The sequence below is a fragment of the Bradyrhizobium septentrionale genome, from assembly GCF_011516645.4.
Taxonomy (GTDB): Bacteria; Pseudomonadota; Alphaproteobacteria; order Rhizobiales; family Xanthobacteraceae; genus Bradyrhizobium; species Bradyrhizobium septentrionale.
Map to the genome: position 1 here is coordinate 8,304,202 of NZ_CP088285.1, position 15,930 is coordinate 8,320,131.

General features: G+C 65.6%; 13 protein-coding genes and 2 pseudogenes. 9 read left to right on the forward strand and 6 right to left on the reverse strand.

From position 1 onward, the window contains the following. Positions 1 to 112 precede the first annotated feature (112 nt). Both HAP48_RS41470 and HAP48_RS41475 read left to right on the forward strand, forming a co-directional pair. Positions 113 to 670: an RDD family protein gene (locus tag HAP48_RS41470; RefSeq protein ID WP_166205530.1), complete on the forward strand. Its 558-nt coding sequence runs from the start codon at positions 113 to 115 to the stop codon at positions 668 to 670. 86 nt (positions 671 to 756) lie between these two features. Further along, entirely contained in the window at positions 757 to 1,533 is a 777-nt protein-coding gene (locus HAP48_RS41475) for an arginyltransferase (protein WP_166205531.1), read from the forward strand. Positions 1,534 to 1,649: 116 nt separating this feature from the next. On the opposite strand, the gene HAP48_RS41480 is transcribed toward HAP48_RS41475, so the two are convergent. Continuing rightward, the gene (locus tag HAP48_RS41480) at positions 1,650 to 3,023 is read right to left on the reverse strand and encodes an Nramp family divalent metal transporter (RefSeq protein WP_166205532.1); all 1,374 of its coding nucleotides are present in this window, start codon (positions 3,021 to 3,023) and stop codon (positions 1,650 to 1,652) included. Between the two features lie 121 nt (positions 3,024 to 3,144). Here HAP48_RS41480 and HAP48_RS41485 point away from each other — a divergent pair, with 121 nt between their 5' ends. The 4 genes and pseudogenes from HAP48_RS41485 to HAP48_RS41500 all read left to right on the forward strand — a co-directional run bounded on the left by HAP48_RS41485 (position 3,145) and on the right by HAP48_RS41500 (position 8,072). Beyond that, complete coding sequence (locus HAP48_RS41485; RefSeq protein WP_166205533.1) at positions 3,145 to 4,275, forward strand: PspA/IM30 family protein; 1,131 nt, start codon at positions 3,145 to 3,147, stop codon at positions 4,273 to 4,275. Beyond that, positions 4,272 to 4,934 carry an OB-fold-containig protein gene (locus HAP48_RS41490; RefSeq protein ID WP_166205534.1) on the forward strand — a complete coding sequence of 221 codons (663 nt, stop codon included), beginning with the start codon at positions 4,272 to 4,274 and terminating at the stop codon, positions 4,932 to 4,934. Before HAP48_RS41485 ends, HAP48_RS41490 begins: the two co-directional genes overlap by 4 nt. A gap of 3 nt (positions 4,935 to 4,937) precedes the next feature. Next, positions 4,938 to 6,691, forward strand: a pseudogene (locus HAP48_RS41495) (flotillin family protein). A gap of 139 nt (positions 6,692 to 6,830) precedes the next feature. After that, entirely contained in the window at positions 6,831 to 8,072 is a 1,242-nt protein-coding gene (locus tag HAP48_RS41500; RefSeq protein ID WP_166205535.1) for an MFS transporter, read from the forward strand. Here the strand turns inward: HAP48_RS41500 and HAP48_RS41505 are convergent, their stop codons facing one another. Then, positions 8,073 to 9,326, reverse strand: coding sequence for an adenylate/guanylate cyclase domain-containing protein (locus HAP48_RS41505; RefSeq protein ID WP_166205536.1), 1,254 nt, complete (start codon positions 9,324 to 9,326; stop codon positions 8,073 to 8,075). Positions 9,327 to 9,500: 174 nt separating this feature from the next. On the opposite strand from HAP48_RS41505, the gene HAP48_RS41510 reads away from it, so the two are divergent. Then, positions 9,501 to 9,692 (forward strand): hypothetical protein, encoded by a 192-nt coding sequence (locus HAP48_RS41510; protein WP_166205537.1) that lies wholly within the window; start codon positions 9,501 to 9,503, stop codon positions 9,690 to 9,692. Here the strand turns inward: HAP48_RS41510 and HAP48_RS41515 are convergent, their stop codons facing one another. Further along, positions 9,693 to 10,571 carry a DMT family transporter gene (locus HAP48_RS41515; protein ID WP_166205538.1) on the reverse strand — a complete coding sequence of 293 codons (879 nt, stop codon included), beginning with the start codon at positions 10,569 to 10,571 and terminating at the stop codon, positions 9,693 to 9,695. 79 nt (positions 10,572 to 10,650) lie between these two features. Here HAP48_RS41515 and HAP48_RS41520 point away from each other — a divergent pair, with 79 nt between their 5' ends. Further along, positions 10,651 to 11,472 (forward strand): helix-turn-helix domain-containing protein, encoded by an 822-nt coding sequence (locus HAP48_RS41520; protein ID WP_166205539.1) that lies wholly within the window; start codon positions 10,651 to 10,653, stop codon positions 11,470 to 11,472. Here the strand turns inward: HAP48_RS41520 and HAP48_RS41525 are convergent. From HAP48_RS41525 to HAP48_RS41535, 3 genes are read right to left on the reverse strand one after another with little or no spacing between them, the layout of a single operon-like run. Further along, a complete protein-coding gene (locus HAP48_RS41525) occupies positions 11,463 to 12,290 on the reverse strand; it encodes an N-acyl homoserine lactonase family protein (protein WP_166205540.1) in 828 nt (275 codons plus the stop codon). The genes HAP48_RS41520 and HAP48_RS41525 overlap by 10 nt on opposite strands. Positions 12,291 to 12,319: 29 nt before the next feature. After that, on the reverse strand, positions 12,320 to 13,279 hold the full coding sequence (gene dmeF, locus HAP48_RS41530) for a CDF family Co(II)/Ni(II) efflux transporter DmeF (protein WP_166205541.1): 960 nt from the start codon (positions 13,277 to 13,279) through the stop codon (positions 12,320 to 12,322). Between the two features lie 53 nt (positions 13,280 to 13,332). Continuing rightward, positions 13,333 to 14,295 carry a cation diffusion facilitator family transporter gene (locus HAP48_RS41535; RefSeq protein WP_166205542.1) on the reverse strand — a complete coding sequence of 321 codons (963 nt, stop codon included), beginning with the start codon at positions 14,293 to 14,295 and terminating at the stop codon, positions 13,333 to 13,335. 232 nt (positions 14,296 to 14,527) lie between these two features. Here HAP48_RS41535 and HAP48_RS41540 point away from each other — a divergent pair. Continuing rightward, a pseudogene (locus tag HAP48_RS41540) lies at positions 14,528 to 15,563 on the forward strand (IS110 family RNA-guided transposase). Positions 15,564 to 15,930 lie beyond the last annotated feature (367 nt).

Below are 15,930 nucleotides of genomic sequence, written 5' to 3' on the forward strand. Positions count from 1 at the left end.
GCTTTCGGCCGCCGAATCGCCTGATTATTTCCGCTAGTTAATGTTCGCGCGGACTTGGCAGGCGAGCCTCCTGCTCCCATGTCCTGCGCGGGACTTTCTTCGGAGGTTGGTCATGTCCTATGGCAATGACGGCGGCACCTGGCGTAACGAAGCCTGGCGCAACGATGGCGGCGTTCCCCCGCATGCGTTCGATCCGCTGGTGCAGCCGGACTTGTTCCGCGGCGTGCTGACGCGACGCGTGTTCGCGTTCCTGATCGACCTCGTCGTGCTGGCGGTGCCGGTGATCCTGGCGGTGATCTTCATCGCGGTGTTCGGCGTCGTCACGCTCGGCCTCGGCTGGGCGCTGTTCTGGCTGGTGTCGCCGGCCTCGATCGTCTGGGCCATCGTCTATTACGGCGCCTCGATCGGCGGGCAGCACTCGGCCACCATCGGCATGCGGATGATGGATCTGGAACTGCGCACCTGGTACGGCGCGCGCGGTTATTTCGTGCTCGGCGCCACCCATGCGGTGCTGTTCTGGGTGACGATCTCGTTCCTGTCGCCGCTGGTGCTGCTGATCGGACTCGTCGGCGGCCGCCGCCGGCTGTTGCACGACATCATCCTCGGAACCGTCGTTATCAACAGCTCGGTCCGGACCCCGGTCAGCCCGGCCGCGCGGGCCTATTATTAGGCCCGCCTAAACCAATTGACCGTTAGCCTCCGGAGGGCGATGCTAACTCGGCTGCCTGTATTTTTTGTGGAGCCCGACGATCTGACGTGACCCAGCACTCGCGTGATACCCCCCAGTTCTATCTGACGGCGCCCTCACCCTGCCCGTATCTGCCGGGCCGGCACGAGCGCAAGGTTTTCACGCACCTGGTCGGCGACAAAGCGGGCGATCTCAACGACTTGCTGACCCATGGCGGCTTTCGCCGCAGCCAATCGATCGCCTACCGCCCGGCCTGCGACGCCTGCCGGGCCTGCGTCTCGGTCCGGGTCGTCGCCAATGAATTCCGCCCCTCCCGCAACTTCCGCAAGGTGCTGGCCCGCAACGCCGACATCATCGGCGAGCAGCGCACGGCGGTGCCGACATCAGAGCAATATTCGGTGTTCCGGGCCTATCTCGACCGCCGCCACCGCAACGGCGGCATGGCCGACATGACGGTGCTCGACTACGCGATGATGGTCGAGGACAGCCATGTCGAGACCCGGATCATCGAGTACCGCAAACGCAACGCCGACAGCGGCATCACCGGCCGCGGCGACGAGCTGATGGCGGTGGCGCTGACCGACGTGCTCAGCGACGGGCTGTCGATGGTCTATTCGTTCTTCGAGCCGGGGCTGGAAAGCCGCTCGCTCGGCACCTTCATGATCCTCGATCATATCGCCCGCGCCCGCCGCCAGGGCCTGCCCTACGTCTATCTCGGCTACTGGATCGAGGGCTCGAAGAAGATGGACTACAAGGGCCGCTTCCTGCCGCAGCAGCGGCTCGCGCCAAGCGGTTGGCTGCGCGTCGATGCCACGGGTGAAGCGCTGGCCGAGCCGCAGGACTAGAGCATTTTTGGTTCTGATTGAATCAGAACCGAAGCTCTAGATTCTTGTTTTGACGCGTTTTCTTCACGCGAACCGGCGTCCACTTCGCTTGAAAACGCTCTGGCGCGTCAGACGCTCTAGGTGCCGAAGAACGTATCGATCAGCAGCTTCACGTTGAGGATCACGATCAGCCCGGCGACGATCCAGGCCGTCACCGCGACCGGCAGCGAAATCGCGAACGTGCCCATCTTGCGCTTGTCGGACACGAAGCGCACCAGCGGGATCACCGCGAACGGCAGCTGCATCGACAGCACCACCTGGCTGAACACCAAAAGCTGCGCGGTGCCGCTCTCGCCATAGAGCGCGGCGACCACGATGACCGGGACGATCGCGATGCCGCGCGTCACCACCCGCTGCGCCCAGTTGGGCATCCGCAGGTTCAGAAAGCCCTGCATCACGATCTGGCCGGCCAGCGTCGCCGTCACCGTCGAGTTGAGGCCGGACGCGAGCAGCGCCACGGCAAACAGCGTCGAGGCGATGCCGAGTCCGAGCAGCGGCGACAGCAGCTCGAACGCCTGATCGATTTCGGCGACATCGGAATGGCCGCTCTTGTGGAAGGTCGCGGCCGCCAGCACCAGGATCGCGGCATTGACGAACAGCGCCAGCATCAGCGCGATGGTGGAGTCGGTGGTCGCCCATTTGATCGCGTCGCGCCGCCCCTCCTCGGTGCGCGGATAGGCGCGGGTCTGCACGATCGAGGAGTGCAGATAGAGGTTATGCGGCATCACGGTGGCGCCGATGATGCCGATCGCGATGTAGAGCATCTCCGGATTGGTGACGATCTCGCGCGACGGCATGAAGCCGCCGATCACGCCGGCAATCGGCGGCGCGGCGGCGGCGATCTGGACCACGAAGCAGACCGCGATCACGATCAACAGCGCGATCACGAAGGCTTCGAGGAAGCGAAAGCCGCGGTTCATCAGGAGCAGCAGCAGGAACGCGTCGAGCGCCGCGAGCAGCGCGCCGCCGATCAGGGGAATACCGAACAACAACTTCAGCGCGATTGCAGTGCCGATCACCTCGGCGAGGTCGCAGGCGATGATCGCGGCCTCGCAGGCGAGCCAGAGCACGAAATTCACCGGCCGGGAATAGGTGGCGCGGCAGGCCTGGGCGAGATCGCGATCGGTGGCGATGCCGAGCCTTGCCGCGAGTGCCTGCAGCAGGATCGCCATCAGGTTCGAGAGCAGGATGACCGACAGCAGCGTGTAGCCAAACTTCGATCCGCCGGCGATATCGGTGGCCCAGTTGCCGGGGTCCATATAGCCGACCGAGACCAGATAGCCGGGTCCTGCGAAGGCCAGGAGCCGCCGCCACCACAGGCCGCCGGTGGGCACCGCGACGGTCGCGTTCACCTCCGGCAGGCTGCGTACATGACCGGCGTCGCCGCGCCAGCCTCCTGGCACGGTGGCGGGAAGGGAAACGGAAGGCATTTCAGGAGTCCGAGCGTCCATCGTGCCAAGATGGCCGAACTCACTCGTTATTGCAACTCATTTGCAACTGCATCTGGGCTCACGAAAATGATAGCAGCCATGCCGCTTGTAAAGTACTGAGGAAGTGCTTTACGTTATCTGCATGATCAAGCTGCCTGTCGAGACGCCGACCGCAACGCTGCGCTACGCCCTCGCCCCCGACCCATCGGGCATCGAGGCGATCGAGGCGACCTTTGCGGCCTACGACCGGATGATGGCGATCCTCGCCGAGGTCGCCCCGGTCGGGGCCAACCTCGTCGCGCTGCACGCCCAGGCCTACGAGAGGATCCGCAAGGAGACCGGCCTGCCCGCCCGGCTGGTGACCCTCGGCCTGCGCGACCGCGCCAATTACGTCGCCGATACCGCCGTCCGCCGGATACCGCTCGACGACAAGTTGTTCGCGATCAAGGGTCCAACTTCACTGACCATCAGCACTGTCAGCGGGCGCGTGTTGGTGCCGTTCGACGTGCCGGGATATGTCTCGGGCTGGGAAAGCCCCTTCCCGGCGCATTTGATCTCGGACGGACGCGGCTACGAAATCCACATCGCCGTCAAATCGAAATCTGCACAACCGGAGGAGATGACCATGCTTCACGAAGGCATCCTTGCGCGCATGGGCCGGCTTCTTGCCGCCATCGCGAGCCAGACCATCGACAATGTCGAGAGCAACAACAAGGTCGCGCTGGTCAAGCAGGCGATCCGCGAGATCGACGCCGGCGCCGACGAGGCGCGCTATGCGCTCGGCAAATCGCGCGCCGAAGAATTCCGGTTGAAGAAGCGACGCGAAGAACTGGATACCGAAACGGCTGGTCTGAACGAGAAGATTCGTCTCGCACTTGCGGAAAATCGCGAGGATCTCGCGCGCGCCGGCGTCGCACGGCAAATTGATCTGGAGTCGCAGGTGATCGCGCTGGAACGCGCGATGGATTTCATCGAGCTCGAAATCGACGAGCAGACCAAGGCGCTGCAGGCCATGCTCGGCGCGCGGCGCGAGGCGGAAGCACGATTAACCGATCTCGAACAAAGCCTGCTGCGCGAGGCCAAGGACGAAACCAGCCGGGGTCCATCGACGACCAATACATTGAGTGCTGAGCGTGCCATGGCGGCGATCGCCCGGGTCACCGGTGTCCCCGCCTCCAGCGTGCTCGGCGACAAGGAGCTTGACGAACTCGATCGCTTGCACCGCGAAAAGGAAATCGCGGCGCGGCTTGAAAGGATCAAGTCAGAAAAATGAGTGCAGTTGGCGACATCCTGCTCGCCCCCGACGTGCGGCCGTTCGCGGTCGCGGCTGCGATCATGGTGGCACTTGGCGGCATCGAGCTGCTGACCACCATGGTCGGACTTTCGATCAGCGAACTCATCGGCAAGGATTTCGCGGTCGAGGCCGAGAGCCACAATGCTCTCAGTGGCCTGTTTCTCTGGATCAACGCCGGACGGCTTCCCCTCCTGATCCTGATCATCCTGATACTCGGCATATTCTCGATCGGAGGCTTCCTGCTTCAGGGCCTGGCGCATGCGGCAGGCACCGCGATCCCGGTCTCGCTTGCCGCGGTGCTTGCCGCCGCAGGCAGCATCCCGGTGATTAGAAATACCAGCCGCGGCCTCGCCCGCATCATTCCACGCGACGAGAGCTACGCGGTCAACGACAGCGACTTTGTCGGCAAGGTCGCAACCGTGTCGGTCGGCCCGCTCGATCAGGGCCTGCCCGGCAGGGTCCGTCTCAAGGATGTCTTCGGCAACTGGCACACCGTGTCGGCGCGTGCCAGCCCTGATTCCGGGGCGTTGCCGGTCGGCGCAAGCGTGCTGCTGGTCGACCGCGACGCCAAGAGCTTCATCGCGATTGCCGCTCCCGCCGACCTCATTGAACAACAACAATCTTCGAACAGGGCATAACATATGTGGGAACTTGCTGTACCCGTCGCCATTGGCGTCCTCGCTATCCTCGTCATTGGCCTGCTTTTCGCAAAACTTTACAAGCGCTCGACACGCGACGAGGCCTATGTCCGCACCGGCCTCGGCGGCCAGAAGGTGGTGCTCGACGGCGGCTCGCTCGTGCTGCCGATCTTCCACTCCACCGCCGCGGTGAACCTGAAGACGTTGCGGCTCGAGGTCGCGCGCGGCGGCCCGGACTCGCTGATCACCAAGGACCGCATGCGCGTCGACATCGGCGCCGAGTTCTATCTCCGGGTCAAACCGGACAGTTCGTCGATCGCGCTCGCCGCGCAGACGCTCGGCAACCGCACCAATGACGCGGCCGAGTTGCGCGAGCTGGTCGAAGCCAAATTCGTCGACGGCCTGCGCTCGGTCGCAGCAACCATGAACCTCGAGGAGCTTCAGGAGCAGCGCGCGACCTTCGTCAAGGCGGTGCAGGACGCGGTCGGCGCCGACATCCAGAATAACGGCCTCGAGCTTGAATCGGTGTCGCTGACGAGGCTCGACCAGAGCGACATCAAGCATTTCAACCCGAGCAATTTCTTTGACGCCCACGGTCTCACCACGCTGACCAAGATCACCAAGGAGCGCGAGCAGGAGCGCAACCAGATCGTCCGCACCACCGAGGTCAATATCGCCCAGCAGGACCTGGTGGCGCGGCAGACCACGCTGACGATCGAAAGCACCAAGCGCGAGGCCGAGCTCGCCCAGCAGCGCGACATCGCCAACAAGACGGCTGCAATGCGCGCACAGACGGCGCAGGTCGAACAGACCGCGTTGCAGAACGAAGCCGAATACCGCATCCAGCAGGAACTCGCGGTCGCCAACAAGCAGACCGAGGCCAACCAGGCCCGCGATACCCGCAAGATCGAGGCCGATCTCGCGGTCAAGCGCCGCAACACCGAAATGGAGCGCGACCTTCAGATCGTCGCGCAGGAAAGCGCGATCGCGGTCGCGGCCAAGAGCAAGGAGCAGTCGGAGGCCCAGACCATCGCCGAGACCGCGCGTGCGGTCGCGATCTCAGCCGAGGAAAAGGTCACCACCGCCCGCGCCACCGAGATCGCCGAGCGTGACAAGATCATCAACGTGATCGCGGCGCGCAAGGCCGCCGAAACCGACGCGATGCCGATCACCGTGATGGCGGAAGCCGAGAAGCAGGCAGCGGCCAACAAGGCTGAGGCCACCAATGTGCTGGCGAAAGCCGACGCCAATGCTGCCACCACCCGCGCCGCCGGCGTCAAGGCGCTCGGCCAGGCCGAAGCCGAGGTCGCAACATTGAAGGCCGAAGCACGCAACAAGCTAAGCGCCGAGATGATCGACTACGATCTCAACCTCGCGCGGATCAATGTGATCCCGAGTGCACTCGCCGAGGCGGTGAAGCCGATCGAGAAGATCTCCGACATCCGGATCTTCGACACCGGCAGCCTGCTCGGCCGCAGCGGCGCTAACGGCCACGCCAATGGCAATGGCGGCCTCGGGCTCGGCGACGGCCTTGCCGCGCAGTTGCTGTCGGTTTCGGCGTTCAAGCCGATATCGACAAGATCCTCTCCGAGGCCGGCTTTCCAGCCGGCCCCGACGCGCTCACCAGCCTGACCAGCGCGCTGGCGCAGCGCAAGGCCGAGGTCGCCTCAGTGCCTTCGACCGGCGCCGACAGCCGGCCTGCCACATTGGTTGGCACCATCACCGGGCAACTCGCCGCTGGTCCCACGCCGCAATGACGTGACCGCGCGCTGACATCAGCGACCAGGCCCGCCTTTCCCGGCGGGCCTTTGTTTTGGCGTTGTCGGGAAACGGGTGGGACCGGACGTGTTCCAACCCCACACTATGGCCGGATCGAATGTCCCCAAGGATTCTGCCATGTCCGCCGATGCGCCTCGCCTGCCGGCCACCTTCAATCGCCTCGCCTGGTCCAACCTCGCCGCGCAATCGGCCGAGCAGATCGCGCTTGCGGCTGCGCCCATCGTCGCCGTGCTGCTGCTCGGCGTCGGCGAAGGCCAGACCGGCCTGCTGCAGACCGCGCTGACGCTGCCCTTCATCCTGTTTGCGATCCCCGCCGGCCTGTTGGCCGACCGCGTGTCGCGGCGCTGGGTGATGGCCGGCTCCGAGGCGCTGCGCGCGGCCGCACTCGCCGCGATCCTGCTGCTGTTGTGGCTCGGCCTGATGACGCTGCCGCTGCTCGCTCTGCTCGGCTTCATCGCGGTCTGCGGCACGGTCGCCTACAGCGTCGCAGCGCCCGCGCTGGTCCCGTCGCTGGTGACGTCACAGCAATTGCCGGCCGCCAATGCCCGCATCGAGCTGGCGCGCACCGTCGCCTTTGCCAGCGGCCCTGCACTCGGCGGCGTGCTGGTCGGCTGGGTTGGTGCTGCGCCTGCATTCGGCTTCGCCGCGGCGCTGTCGGCGATCGCGGTCGTGCTGCTCGCCGGCATCTACGAACCGGCGCGTCCGCCCGCGCCGCGGCGCCATCCGATGCAGGACATCAAGGAAGGCGCGGCCTTCGTGATGCACCACGCTTTGCTGCGGCCGGTGTTCATCACCCAGTTCATCTTCAACACCGCATCGTTCCTGCTGCTCGCCGTGTTCGTGCCCTATGCGGTGCGCCATCTCGCGCTCAGCGCCACCGGGGTTGGCACGACGCTTGCGATGTACGGGGTCGGCATGGTGGTCGGCGCGCTGTTCGCAACGCGGGTGATGAAGCGGCTGGCGTTCGGCACCGTGATCGGGCTCGGCCCCGTCACCGGCTTCATCGCGGCGGCCGTGATGGCGCTGACGACGTGGTTTCCGACACCGCTGCTCGCCGGCCTCAGCTTCTTCCTGCTCGGCGTCGGCCCGATCCTGTGGGTGATCTCGACCACCACGCTGCGGCAATCGGTGACGCCGCCGTCGCTGCTCGGCCGCGTCTCGGCAATCAACATCATGAGCTACGGCGCCCGCTCGCTCGGCTCAGCGCTCGGCGCCATCGTCGGCGGCCTCTACGGCGCCGAAGCCTGCCTCTACCTCGCGGCCGTGATCTTCGCCGCCCAGGCGCTGGTGATCCTGATGTCGCCTGCGGTGTCGTTGAGGCGGCAGCCCGACATGGTCGGCGAGCCGGTGCGCTGCTGATCAGCTCGCCAGATAACGCTCGTATTTGCCGCCGACGACCTCGTCGGCGGCAACGGCCGGATCCAGTGTGTAGAGATCTTGCGCGTGGCCGATCCCGCGCAGCACGAAGCGGCCGGTGGAGACCAGATAGTTGCGGCCGGCGGCGTCGAGCCCGGTGCGAAAGTCGGTCGAGGTCAGCAATTCCCGATCGACCGAGGCGCACATCGAGGCGATCCGGCTGACCTCGTTGACGGCGGGCCCGACCACCGTGAAATCGAGCCGGTCCTCGCTGCCGATGTTGCCGTAGAAGACTTCGCCGACATGGAGCCCGACATAAGCTGATGTGGTCGGCCGCCCCTCGTTCTCGCGGCGGTCGTTCAGCACCCGCATGTTGTGACGGAATCTGTGCTCGGCCCGCAGCGCCGCGCGCCTGGCGCCGGCCATGTTCTCGCTGGTGAACATCGCCAGCACGCCGTCGCCGATCAGCTTCAGCACCTCGCCGCCGGCGTCATGGATCGCGTCGATCGAGGCCTGCGCGTAGTCGTTGAGGAACGGGATGATCTCGTCCGGGCCGATGCGCTCGCTGATCGCGGTCGAGCCGCGCACGTCGGAGTACCACAGCACGGCCTTGATCTTCTCGGTGATGCCGCGCTGCATGCGCCCGCGCAGCACCTGCTCCGCCGTCTCGCGGCCGAGATAGACCCGCCCGAGCGTGCGGGCGATCTCGACCTGCGCCGCCGATTTGATCGCGAGCCCGAGCACCGGCACCAGGTCGCGCAGCGCCGCCATGTGGTTGGCATCGAACCCGTCCGAACGGCGGGTGGTGTAGTAGGAGTAGAAGCAGTCCATCTCGCCGATCGTACCGGCTTCGCCGAAGCGATGCACGAACGCGGCGAAGTGCTTGTGGCCCTTCTCGGCAAGGTCGCCGATCATCGAAAAATCGTGCGCGCCGGTGAGATCGATTACCATCTCGTCACGGCCGTTTTCGAGCATGTGGTAGAAGGCCGACCGCCGCCAATTCTGACTGGCTTCGCCGCTGCTGGTCGAGCCGTATTCGAAGATGTCGGCCTCGTTGCTCTCGCCGTCGTTCCAGCGGAAACCGCGTCCCTCGAAGATCGGATGCAGGGTGTCGATGAACACTATCGCCCGCGACAGCGGCATGCCGGCGGCCCGGCAGCGCTCGCAGAAGCCGCGCAGCAGGTCGTTTTCCGGCAGGCCGGTCAGGCCCTGGCGGACCAACCAATTCATGAGGCGCAAACGGGGCGTCAGTTCCATACTTTGGATTATGCCGGGCAATTGGTGCGGGAGGAAGGGCTGGTCGTCGCGTGACAGATGCGGACGCCAATGCAGCATTGCAAGGCCGCCCGCCTCACCATTTCGCGCGGAACACCGCCGCAGAAGCCTGAGATTCCCGCTTCCCTTTGCTGCGGCCTTCGCGCACAAGAGCGCATGGACAATGATGCCAGCCCGCCAAATCCAATCCGACGCTTCATGCAATGGGCGATCACCCCGCCGCAATCCTATGGGGTCTATCTTGCCGGCCTCATCCTGATCTTCACCCTGTCGTTCTACGCCGGCACGCTGAAACCGAAGCACGTGCCCGGCCCGCCGCCGACCGCGCCATCAGCCCCGCGCAGCTGATCACGCCGGTTTGGTCTCCGACGTCGCGATCCAGATTCCGGCGAATACCGCGATCAGACCAACGACCAGATTGACCGTGATCGGCTCCCCGACCAGTTGCTTGGCGAGCAGGCCTGCGGCAATCGGATTGACCGTCATGGTGCTGGCAACGCGGGTCGGCGATGCCCGCTCCAGCGCCAGCACCCACAGGATGAAGGCCAGCGCGCCGCCGGCGATACCGAGATAGAGCCCCGCGATCCACTGCGACGTGCCGAAATCGCGCAGGATCGCCAGGCTGCCGGTGAAGATCCCGACCGCCACCAGCGCGGCCGCCCCCGCGCCCATGCCCACAGCGAGGAAGCCGAGCGCGCTGGAGCGGCGGATGAACGGTCGCGACAGCACGTTGTCGAACGCCATGCAGAGCACCGCGGCGGCCATGATCAATTCGCCGCGCCACGCGCCCGGCGGCGCCGCCGACAGCCCGGAGGCCAGCGCGGCCGCCACGCCGAGCACCGCGATCGAGACCCCGACCGATTTGCGCATCGTCAGCGGCTCGATGCCGAGCAAGGCGCCGACCACCATGGTGGAGAGCGGCAAGGTCGCCAGCGCAAGGCTGGCGCGCGCCGCCGTCGTGTAGGACATCGCAAGATTATAGAGCACGAAGAACACCCCGAAGAAGGCAATGCCGAGCGCGATGACCGCAGGCCAATCCTCGCGCCGCGGCCATTTCGCGCCGAGCAGGACCGCGGCCGGGAGCACGCAGAGAAAGCCGATCGCCCAGCGCAGGATCGCCAGCGTGATCGGGTCGGCGTTACCAGCCAAATAGCGCGTGATCGCCGCCGCCGTACCGCCGAGGCAACTCGAGACCAGTGCAATCGCAACGCCGATCCACTCGCCCATCCTGCTCCCCATGCGTTTCGTGTTCGCTTGTGGCATCTTGCCGAGTGAGATCATTCCGGCAACTACCTGACAGGTACTCATGTCGCAGCAGCACGATTTTGCAGCCAGCCTGCGCTGGTGGCGGCAGCGCAAGGGCCACTCGCAACTCGAGCTCGCCGGGCGCGCCGATATCTCCCAGCGCCATCTCAGCTTCCTCGAGCTCGGGCGCGCCGCACCGAGCCGCGACATGGTGATCCGGCTCGCCGCCGCGCTCGACGTGCCGTTGCGCCAGCAGAACGCGCTCTTGGTCGCGGCCGGCTTTGCGCCGGTATGGCGGCAAACCGACCTTGCCGCGCCGGAGCTCGCCCAGATCCGTCACGCGCTGGATTTCATACTCGCGCAGCAGGAGCCGTTCCCCGCGGTCGTGGTCGACCGGCACTGGAATCTGCTGCTCGCCAATGCAGGCGCCGCGCGGCTCGTGGAATTCCTGGTCGGACCAGTGGCTCCCGGCACGCCGGTCAATCTCGCCGACGCACTGGTCGCGCCCGACGTGCTGCGCCCCTATCTCACCAACTGGACCGAGGTGGCCGGCTACTTCGTCCGCAGCGTCGAGGCCGATGCCGCCGCCGACGGCACCACCGCAACGGCGGAATTGCTCAAGCGCCTGCTGGCTTATGACGGTGTCGAGGCCGCGTTGGCCGCGCCGCCCGCGGGGCCGGCGTCCGGACCGGTGCTGCCGATGCTGTTCCGCAAGGGCGACGTCGGCCTGCAGCTGTTCACCACGATCGCAACGCTCGGAACGCCCCAGGACGTCACGCTGCAGGAGCTGCGCATCGAAAGCTTCTTTCCGATGGACGAGGCGACGGGGCAGCTGTTCCGGAATTGGTCGAAAGCGAGCGGCGCCAAAGCGGCTCAATCATAGAAGTCCGGCGACATTTTCAGCCCGTCGCGCTGCGCCTTGTCGTGGTTGATCCAGAGCTGCGCCTTCTCCTTCGCCAGCGTGTCGGCGATCTTCTGCATCGAGGCCAGCGTTTGGTCCTTGCTGGCGTTCAGAGCCGGCACACGCCGATTGTCCCAATTATCCTTGAAGTGAACGGCATCGCCGGTGAGCACCACCGCGCCGGCCTTCGGCAGCTTCACCAGCAGCGACTGGTGGCCGGGCGTGTGGCCCGGTGTCGACAGGATGGTGACGCTGCCGTCGCCGAACACGTCGCGGTCGCCTTCCAGCTTGGTGACGGGATGCTCAGGCTTGAAGCGCGGTGCGTTGTTGGCGCCAGGCCACTCATATTCGGCCTTCTGCACATACAGCATCGCGGCCGGGAACAGCTCGACATTGCCGATGTGATCGGGATGGGTATGCGAGACGGCGATTGCCTTGATGTCCGACGGCTTGACCCCGAGCTGGTCGAGCTGCGCGGCGAGCGTCTTCGGCCGCCGCCAGGTGACCGCCTTGGGATCGGCAGGCGCCAGGCCGTTCGGCATCTCCGCCACCGCATCGGGAATGCCGGTGTCCCACAGGAACCAGCCCTGCGCGTGTTTGATCAGATAGCAATTGTCGACGAAGTCCATCGACTTGCCTTCATTCACGCCGGGCGACCAACGTGAAATGTCACCCGCAACGCCCTCGCCGCAGTTGAGAATGTAGAGCCGCTCGACACCGGAATTCGCAGGCTGAGCATATGCCTGCGGCAACGCGGCCACGACCCAGAACAATATTGCAAGACCGATTGCCTTCATCATGTTGCCTTCCCTTGGTCGAGCCGACCGCTTCAATGCGCGTGGTCGTGGTCCGGACAGGTCTCGACCTCGACCGTGATATGGCTGAGTCCGGACAGGCCGCCGAGCCGGCGCTTGTAGGTCGCAGGCGGCAGCGGCTGATCCGAGACCACCGAAATTACGGCGGCGCGGTGGCCGGGGCCGACCTGCCACAAATGCAAATCGGTGACACGGTCTCCCTTGGCCTCTAAGCGTTCGCGAATGGTGGTCTCCAGGTGATCGTCGGCGCTGACATCGAGCAGCACGGCGCCGGCCGCGCGGATCAGGCCATAGGCCCAGCTCGCGATCACGACGCTGCCGATGATGCCGACCAGCGGGTCGGCCCAGACCCAGTTCGCAACCATCGCGACCAGCAGCGCGCCGATCGCCAGGATCGAGGTTGCGGCGTCGGCCAGGACATGAACGTAGGCGGCGCGCAGGTTGTTGTCATGGTGATGGTGGTGATCATCGTCATGGTGATGATCGTAGCCATGGCCGTGATGATGGTGATGATCATGGTCATCGCGCAGCAGCCAGGCGCTGGTAAGGTTGACGACGAGACCGAGCGCCGCAACCATGATCGCCTCGCTATAGGCGATCGGCACCGGGTGCAGCAGCCGGTCGATGCTTTCCCACGCGACCTGGATCGCGATCATCGCCAGGATGATCGCGCTGGAGAACGCCGCGAGATCGCCGAACTTGCCGGTCCCGAACGAGAAGCGTGCATTGCCGGCCTGACGCCGCGCCAGCAGATAGGCGAGCCCTGCGATGCCGAGCGCGGCCGCGTGCGTCGCCATGTGCCAGCCATCGGCCAACAGCGCCATCGACCCGGACAGCCAGCCTGCGACGATCTCGCCGACCATCATCACGGCGGTCAGCGCCACCACGATCCAGGTCCGGCGCTCGTTCTGGGAATGCCCGGCGCCGAGGAAGACGTGCTCGTGGGTCCATTGATCGATCGAATGCGAGTGCATGGCAAGTCTCCGAAAAACTGCGCGATGGCGATGCGATCAGCGCCCGCCGCCCGCTAGACCATCTCCGCCGGCGCCAGCCGGCAGGTCTCGCTGCTGATTTCGACCTGCAGCGTAGCATGGTGGATGCTGAACCGCTCCGACAGCTTTGCACAGACCTGATGCAGGAACGCATCGTCATGTCCGCCGGGGCGCACCAGGTGTGCGGTCAACGCGGTTTCGCTCGTGCTCATCGCCCAGATGTGCAGGTCGTGCACCTCGGTGACGCCCTCGAGCGCGGCCAGATAATCCCTCACTTCCTTGAGATCGATGCCCCTCGGCACCGCGTCCAGCGCGAGGTTGACGCTATCGCGGGCGAGCTCCCAGCCGCTCAGCAGCACGACCACGGCGATGACCAGGCTGATCGCCGGATCGAGCCATTGCCAGCCGGTCGCCATGATGAGCAGCGCGGCGACGACGACGCCGAGCGAGACGCCGGCATCCGCCGCCATATGCAGATAGGCGCCGCGGACATTGAGGTCGCTGTCGCGGCCGCGCATGAACAACAGCGCCGTGCCACCATTGATCAGGATGCCGAGCGCCGCGACCCAGACCACGGTCCAGCTTGCCACCTCCGCCGGCTCGCGGAAGCGGTTGATGGCCTCGACCGCAATGCCGCCGACCGCGATCAGGAGCAGCCCGGCGTTGAACAGCGCCGCCAGGATCGAGGCGCGGCGGTAGCCATAGGTGTGGGTATCGGTCGGGCGCTTGCCGGCGAGCCACGCCCCGCCCCAGGCCAGCAGCAGCGCGATGACGTCGGAGAGATTGTGAACCGCGTCGGAGACCAGCGCCAGCGAGTTGGCGGAATAGCCGAAGATCAGCTCCGCGATGACGAAAGCGGTGTTGAGCGACGCGCCGATTGCGAAGGCCGTGCCGAAGCTGTCGGGCGCGTGGCTGTGCCCGGCATGGGAATGGCCCGCGTGGGAATGTTCGTGAGAATGACCGCTGTGGTCATGGTCGTGGTCGTGATTGTGCGCCATGGCAACCGTCGCCCGCTATCGTCGGCTGCGGTTATAGCGCGGTGAAATGTGGATACTATCACACCGCTGGCGGCGCTCCGTAGATGGGGTAACGGGCCGGCCGCCCGCTCGCTACGGCGCGATTTGGAAGCGCGCTCGCGAGCGGCCTGTTGGTTGGAAGGCGGTCGTCCCTCAAACTGATGGTGTCAACGGAGTCGGGCAAGCCCGCTCCAAGCATCATTAAGGGACGACCATGTACCACTATGCAGGAATCGACGTGTCTTTGGAATGCTCGAGCGTCTGCCTTGTCGATGGGACGGGTAAGATTTTGCGCGAGGCGAAGGTTGCGAGCGAGCCGGAGGCCCTGATCGGCTGGTTCCGGTCGCTGGGGTTGGTGCTGGAACGGATCGGGCTGGAGGCTGGTCCGCTGTCGCAATGGCTCTACGCAGCGATGCAGGATGCGGGCCTGGCAGTCGAACTGTTGGAGACGCGGCACGTCCGCGATGCCTTCAAGGCGATGCCGGTGAAGTCGGACCGCAACGATGCCCGCGGGATCGCGCAACTGATGCGGCTGGGCTGGTTCCGGCCGGTGCACTGCAAGTCGATCGAAGCGCAGGAGACGCGGGCGGTTCTGGACGGCACGCAAGCTGCTGCAGTCGAAGCTGCGCGACATCGAGAACAGCCTGCGCGGCGTGCTCCGCGGCTTCGGTCTGAAGGTCGGCCCGACCACCGAGCGCACGTTCGCCGAACGCATCCGGGAACTCGTAGCGGGCCATCCTGGACTTGAGGTGGTGGCCCAGGCACTGCTCGAAGCCCACGCCGTGCTGCGGCGCGAGTTCAATGGCCTGGATAAGCACACCCAAAGGCTCGCCAGGTCGCACCCGCAGGCGAAGCTCTTGATGACGACACCGTCCGTCGGCCCGATCGTGGCGCTCACCTATGCCTCGGCGATCGACGACCCGAAGCGCTTCCGGTCATCGAAGGCGACGGGAGCGCATTTTGGCCTCACCCCGAAGAAGTACCAATCGGGCGAAACCGACTATACCGGCCGCATCAGCAAGATCGGCGATGCCTCCGTGCGCGAGGCGCTCTATCAGGCGGCTCATGTCATGCTGACCAAGCCGGTCAGGAACTGCTCGGCGCTGAAGGGCTGGGCGATGCGGATCGCCCGGCGCGCAGGCATGCGCAAGGCCAAGGTGGCGCTTGCACGCAAGCTCGCCGTGATCCTGCATCGCATGCTCGCCGACGCCAAACCGTTCAACCCGATGGCCAAGGCCTCGGCAACCTAAGCAAGGAGCAGCAATCGGTTCTGGGCGGGCCACGACACCAGGCTCTCCCTGAGCGAGGTCCCTTCGCCGGGACGATGGATCCGGTCAGGCCGCCATCCGGGAAGTGGCTCACAACCACGCTTCCGTAGATTGGCCGGCCGGCTCCTCAATGCACCCCATCAGGCGACGGCCACCGCGCCGATCCCGTACAGAAGCAAGTGCCCGGCGAGTGGATCACGCAAAAAGGGATTGACTTACCAAGGCCCGTTACAGAAGCCCGGATGCAGCCAAGCGTAATCCGGGATCGTTGCCAAATGTGACAGCGGCCCCGGATTTCGTGGAGCCCGTCATCGGGCGCGCATTCGCGCGACCCGTTGGCTCCATCCGG

Coding starts and splice junctions, on each gene's coding strand:
- HAP48_RS41525 (WP_166205540.1), bottom strand. CDS start 12,290: ATGATGAAGGCAATCGGTCTTGCAATATTGTTCTGGGTCGTGGCCGCG.
- HAP48_RS41535 (WP_166205542.1), bottom strand. CDS start 14,295: ATGGCGCACAATCACGACCACGACCATGACCACAGCGGTCATTCTCAC.
- HAP48_RS41470 (WP_166205530.1), top strand. CDS start 113: ATGTCCTATGGCAATGACGGCGGCACCTGGCGTAACGAAGCCTGGCGC.
- HAP48_RS41505 (WP_166205536.1), bottom strand. CDS start 9,326: ATGGAACTGACGCCCCGTTTGCGCCTCATGAATTGGTTGGTCCGCCAG.
- HAP48_RS41520 (WP_166205539.1), top strand. CDS start 10,651: ATGTCGCAGCAGCACGATTTTGCAGCCAGCCTGCGCTGGTGGCGGCAG.
- HAP48_RS41500 (WP_166205535.1), top strand. CDS start 6,831: ATGTCCGCCGATGCGCCTCGCCTGCCGGCCACCTTCAATCGCCTCGCC.
- HAP48_RS41510 (WP_166205537.1), top strand. CDS start 9,501: ATGGACAATGATGCCAGCCCGCCAAATCCAATCCGACGCTTCATGCAA.
- HAP48_RS41490 (WP_166205534.1), top strand. CDS start 4,272: ATGAGTGCAGTTGGCGACATCCTGCTCGCCCCCGACGTGCGGCCGTTC.
- HAP48_RS41515 (WP_166205538.1), bottom strand. CDS start 10,571: ATGGGCGAGTGGATCGGCGTTGCGATTGCACTGGTCTCGAGTTGCCTC.
- dmeF (WP_166205541.1), bottom strand. CDS start 13,279: ATGCACTCGCATTCGATCGATCAATGGACCCACGAGCACGTCTTCCTC.
- HAP48_RS41485 (WP_166205533.1), top strand. CDS start 3,145: ATGATCAAGCTGCCTGTCGAGACGCCGACCGCAACGCTGCGCTACGCC.
- HAP48_RS41480 (WP_166205532.1), bottom strand. CDS start 3,023: ATGGACGCTCGGACTCCTGAAATGCCTTCCGTTTCCCTTCCCGCCACC.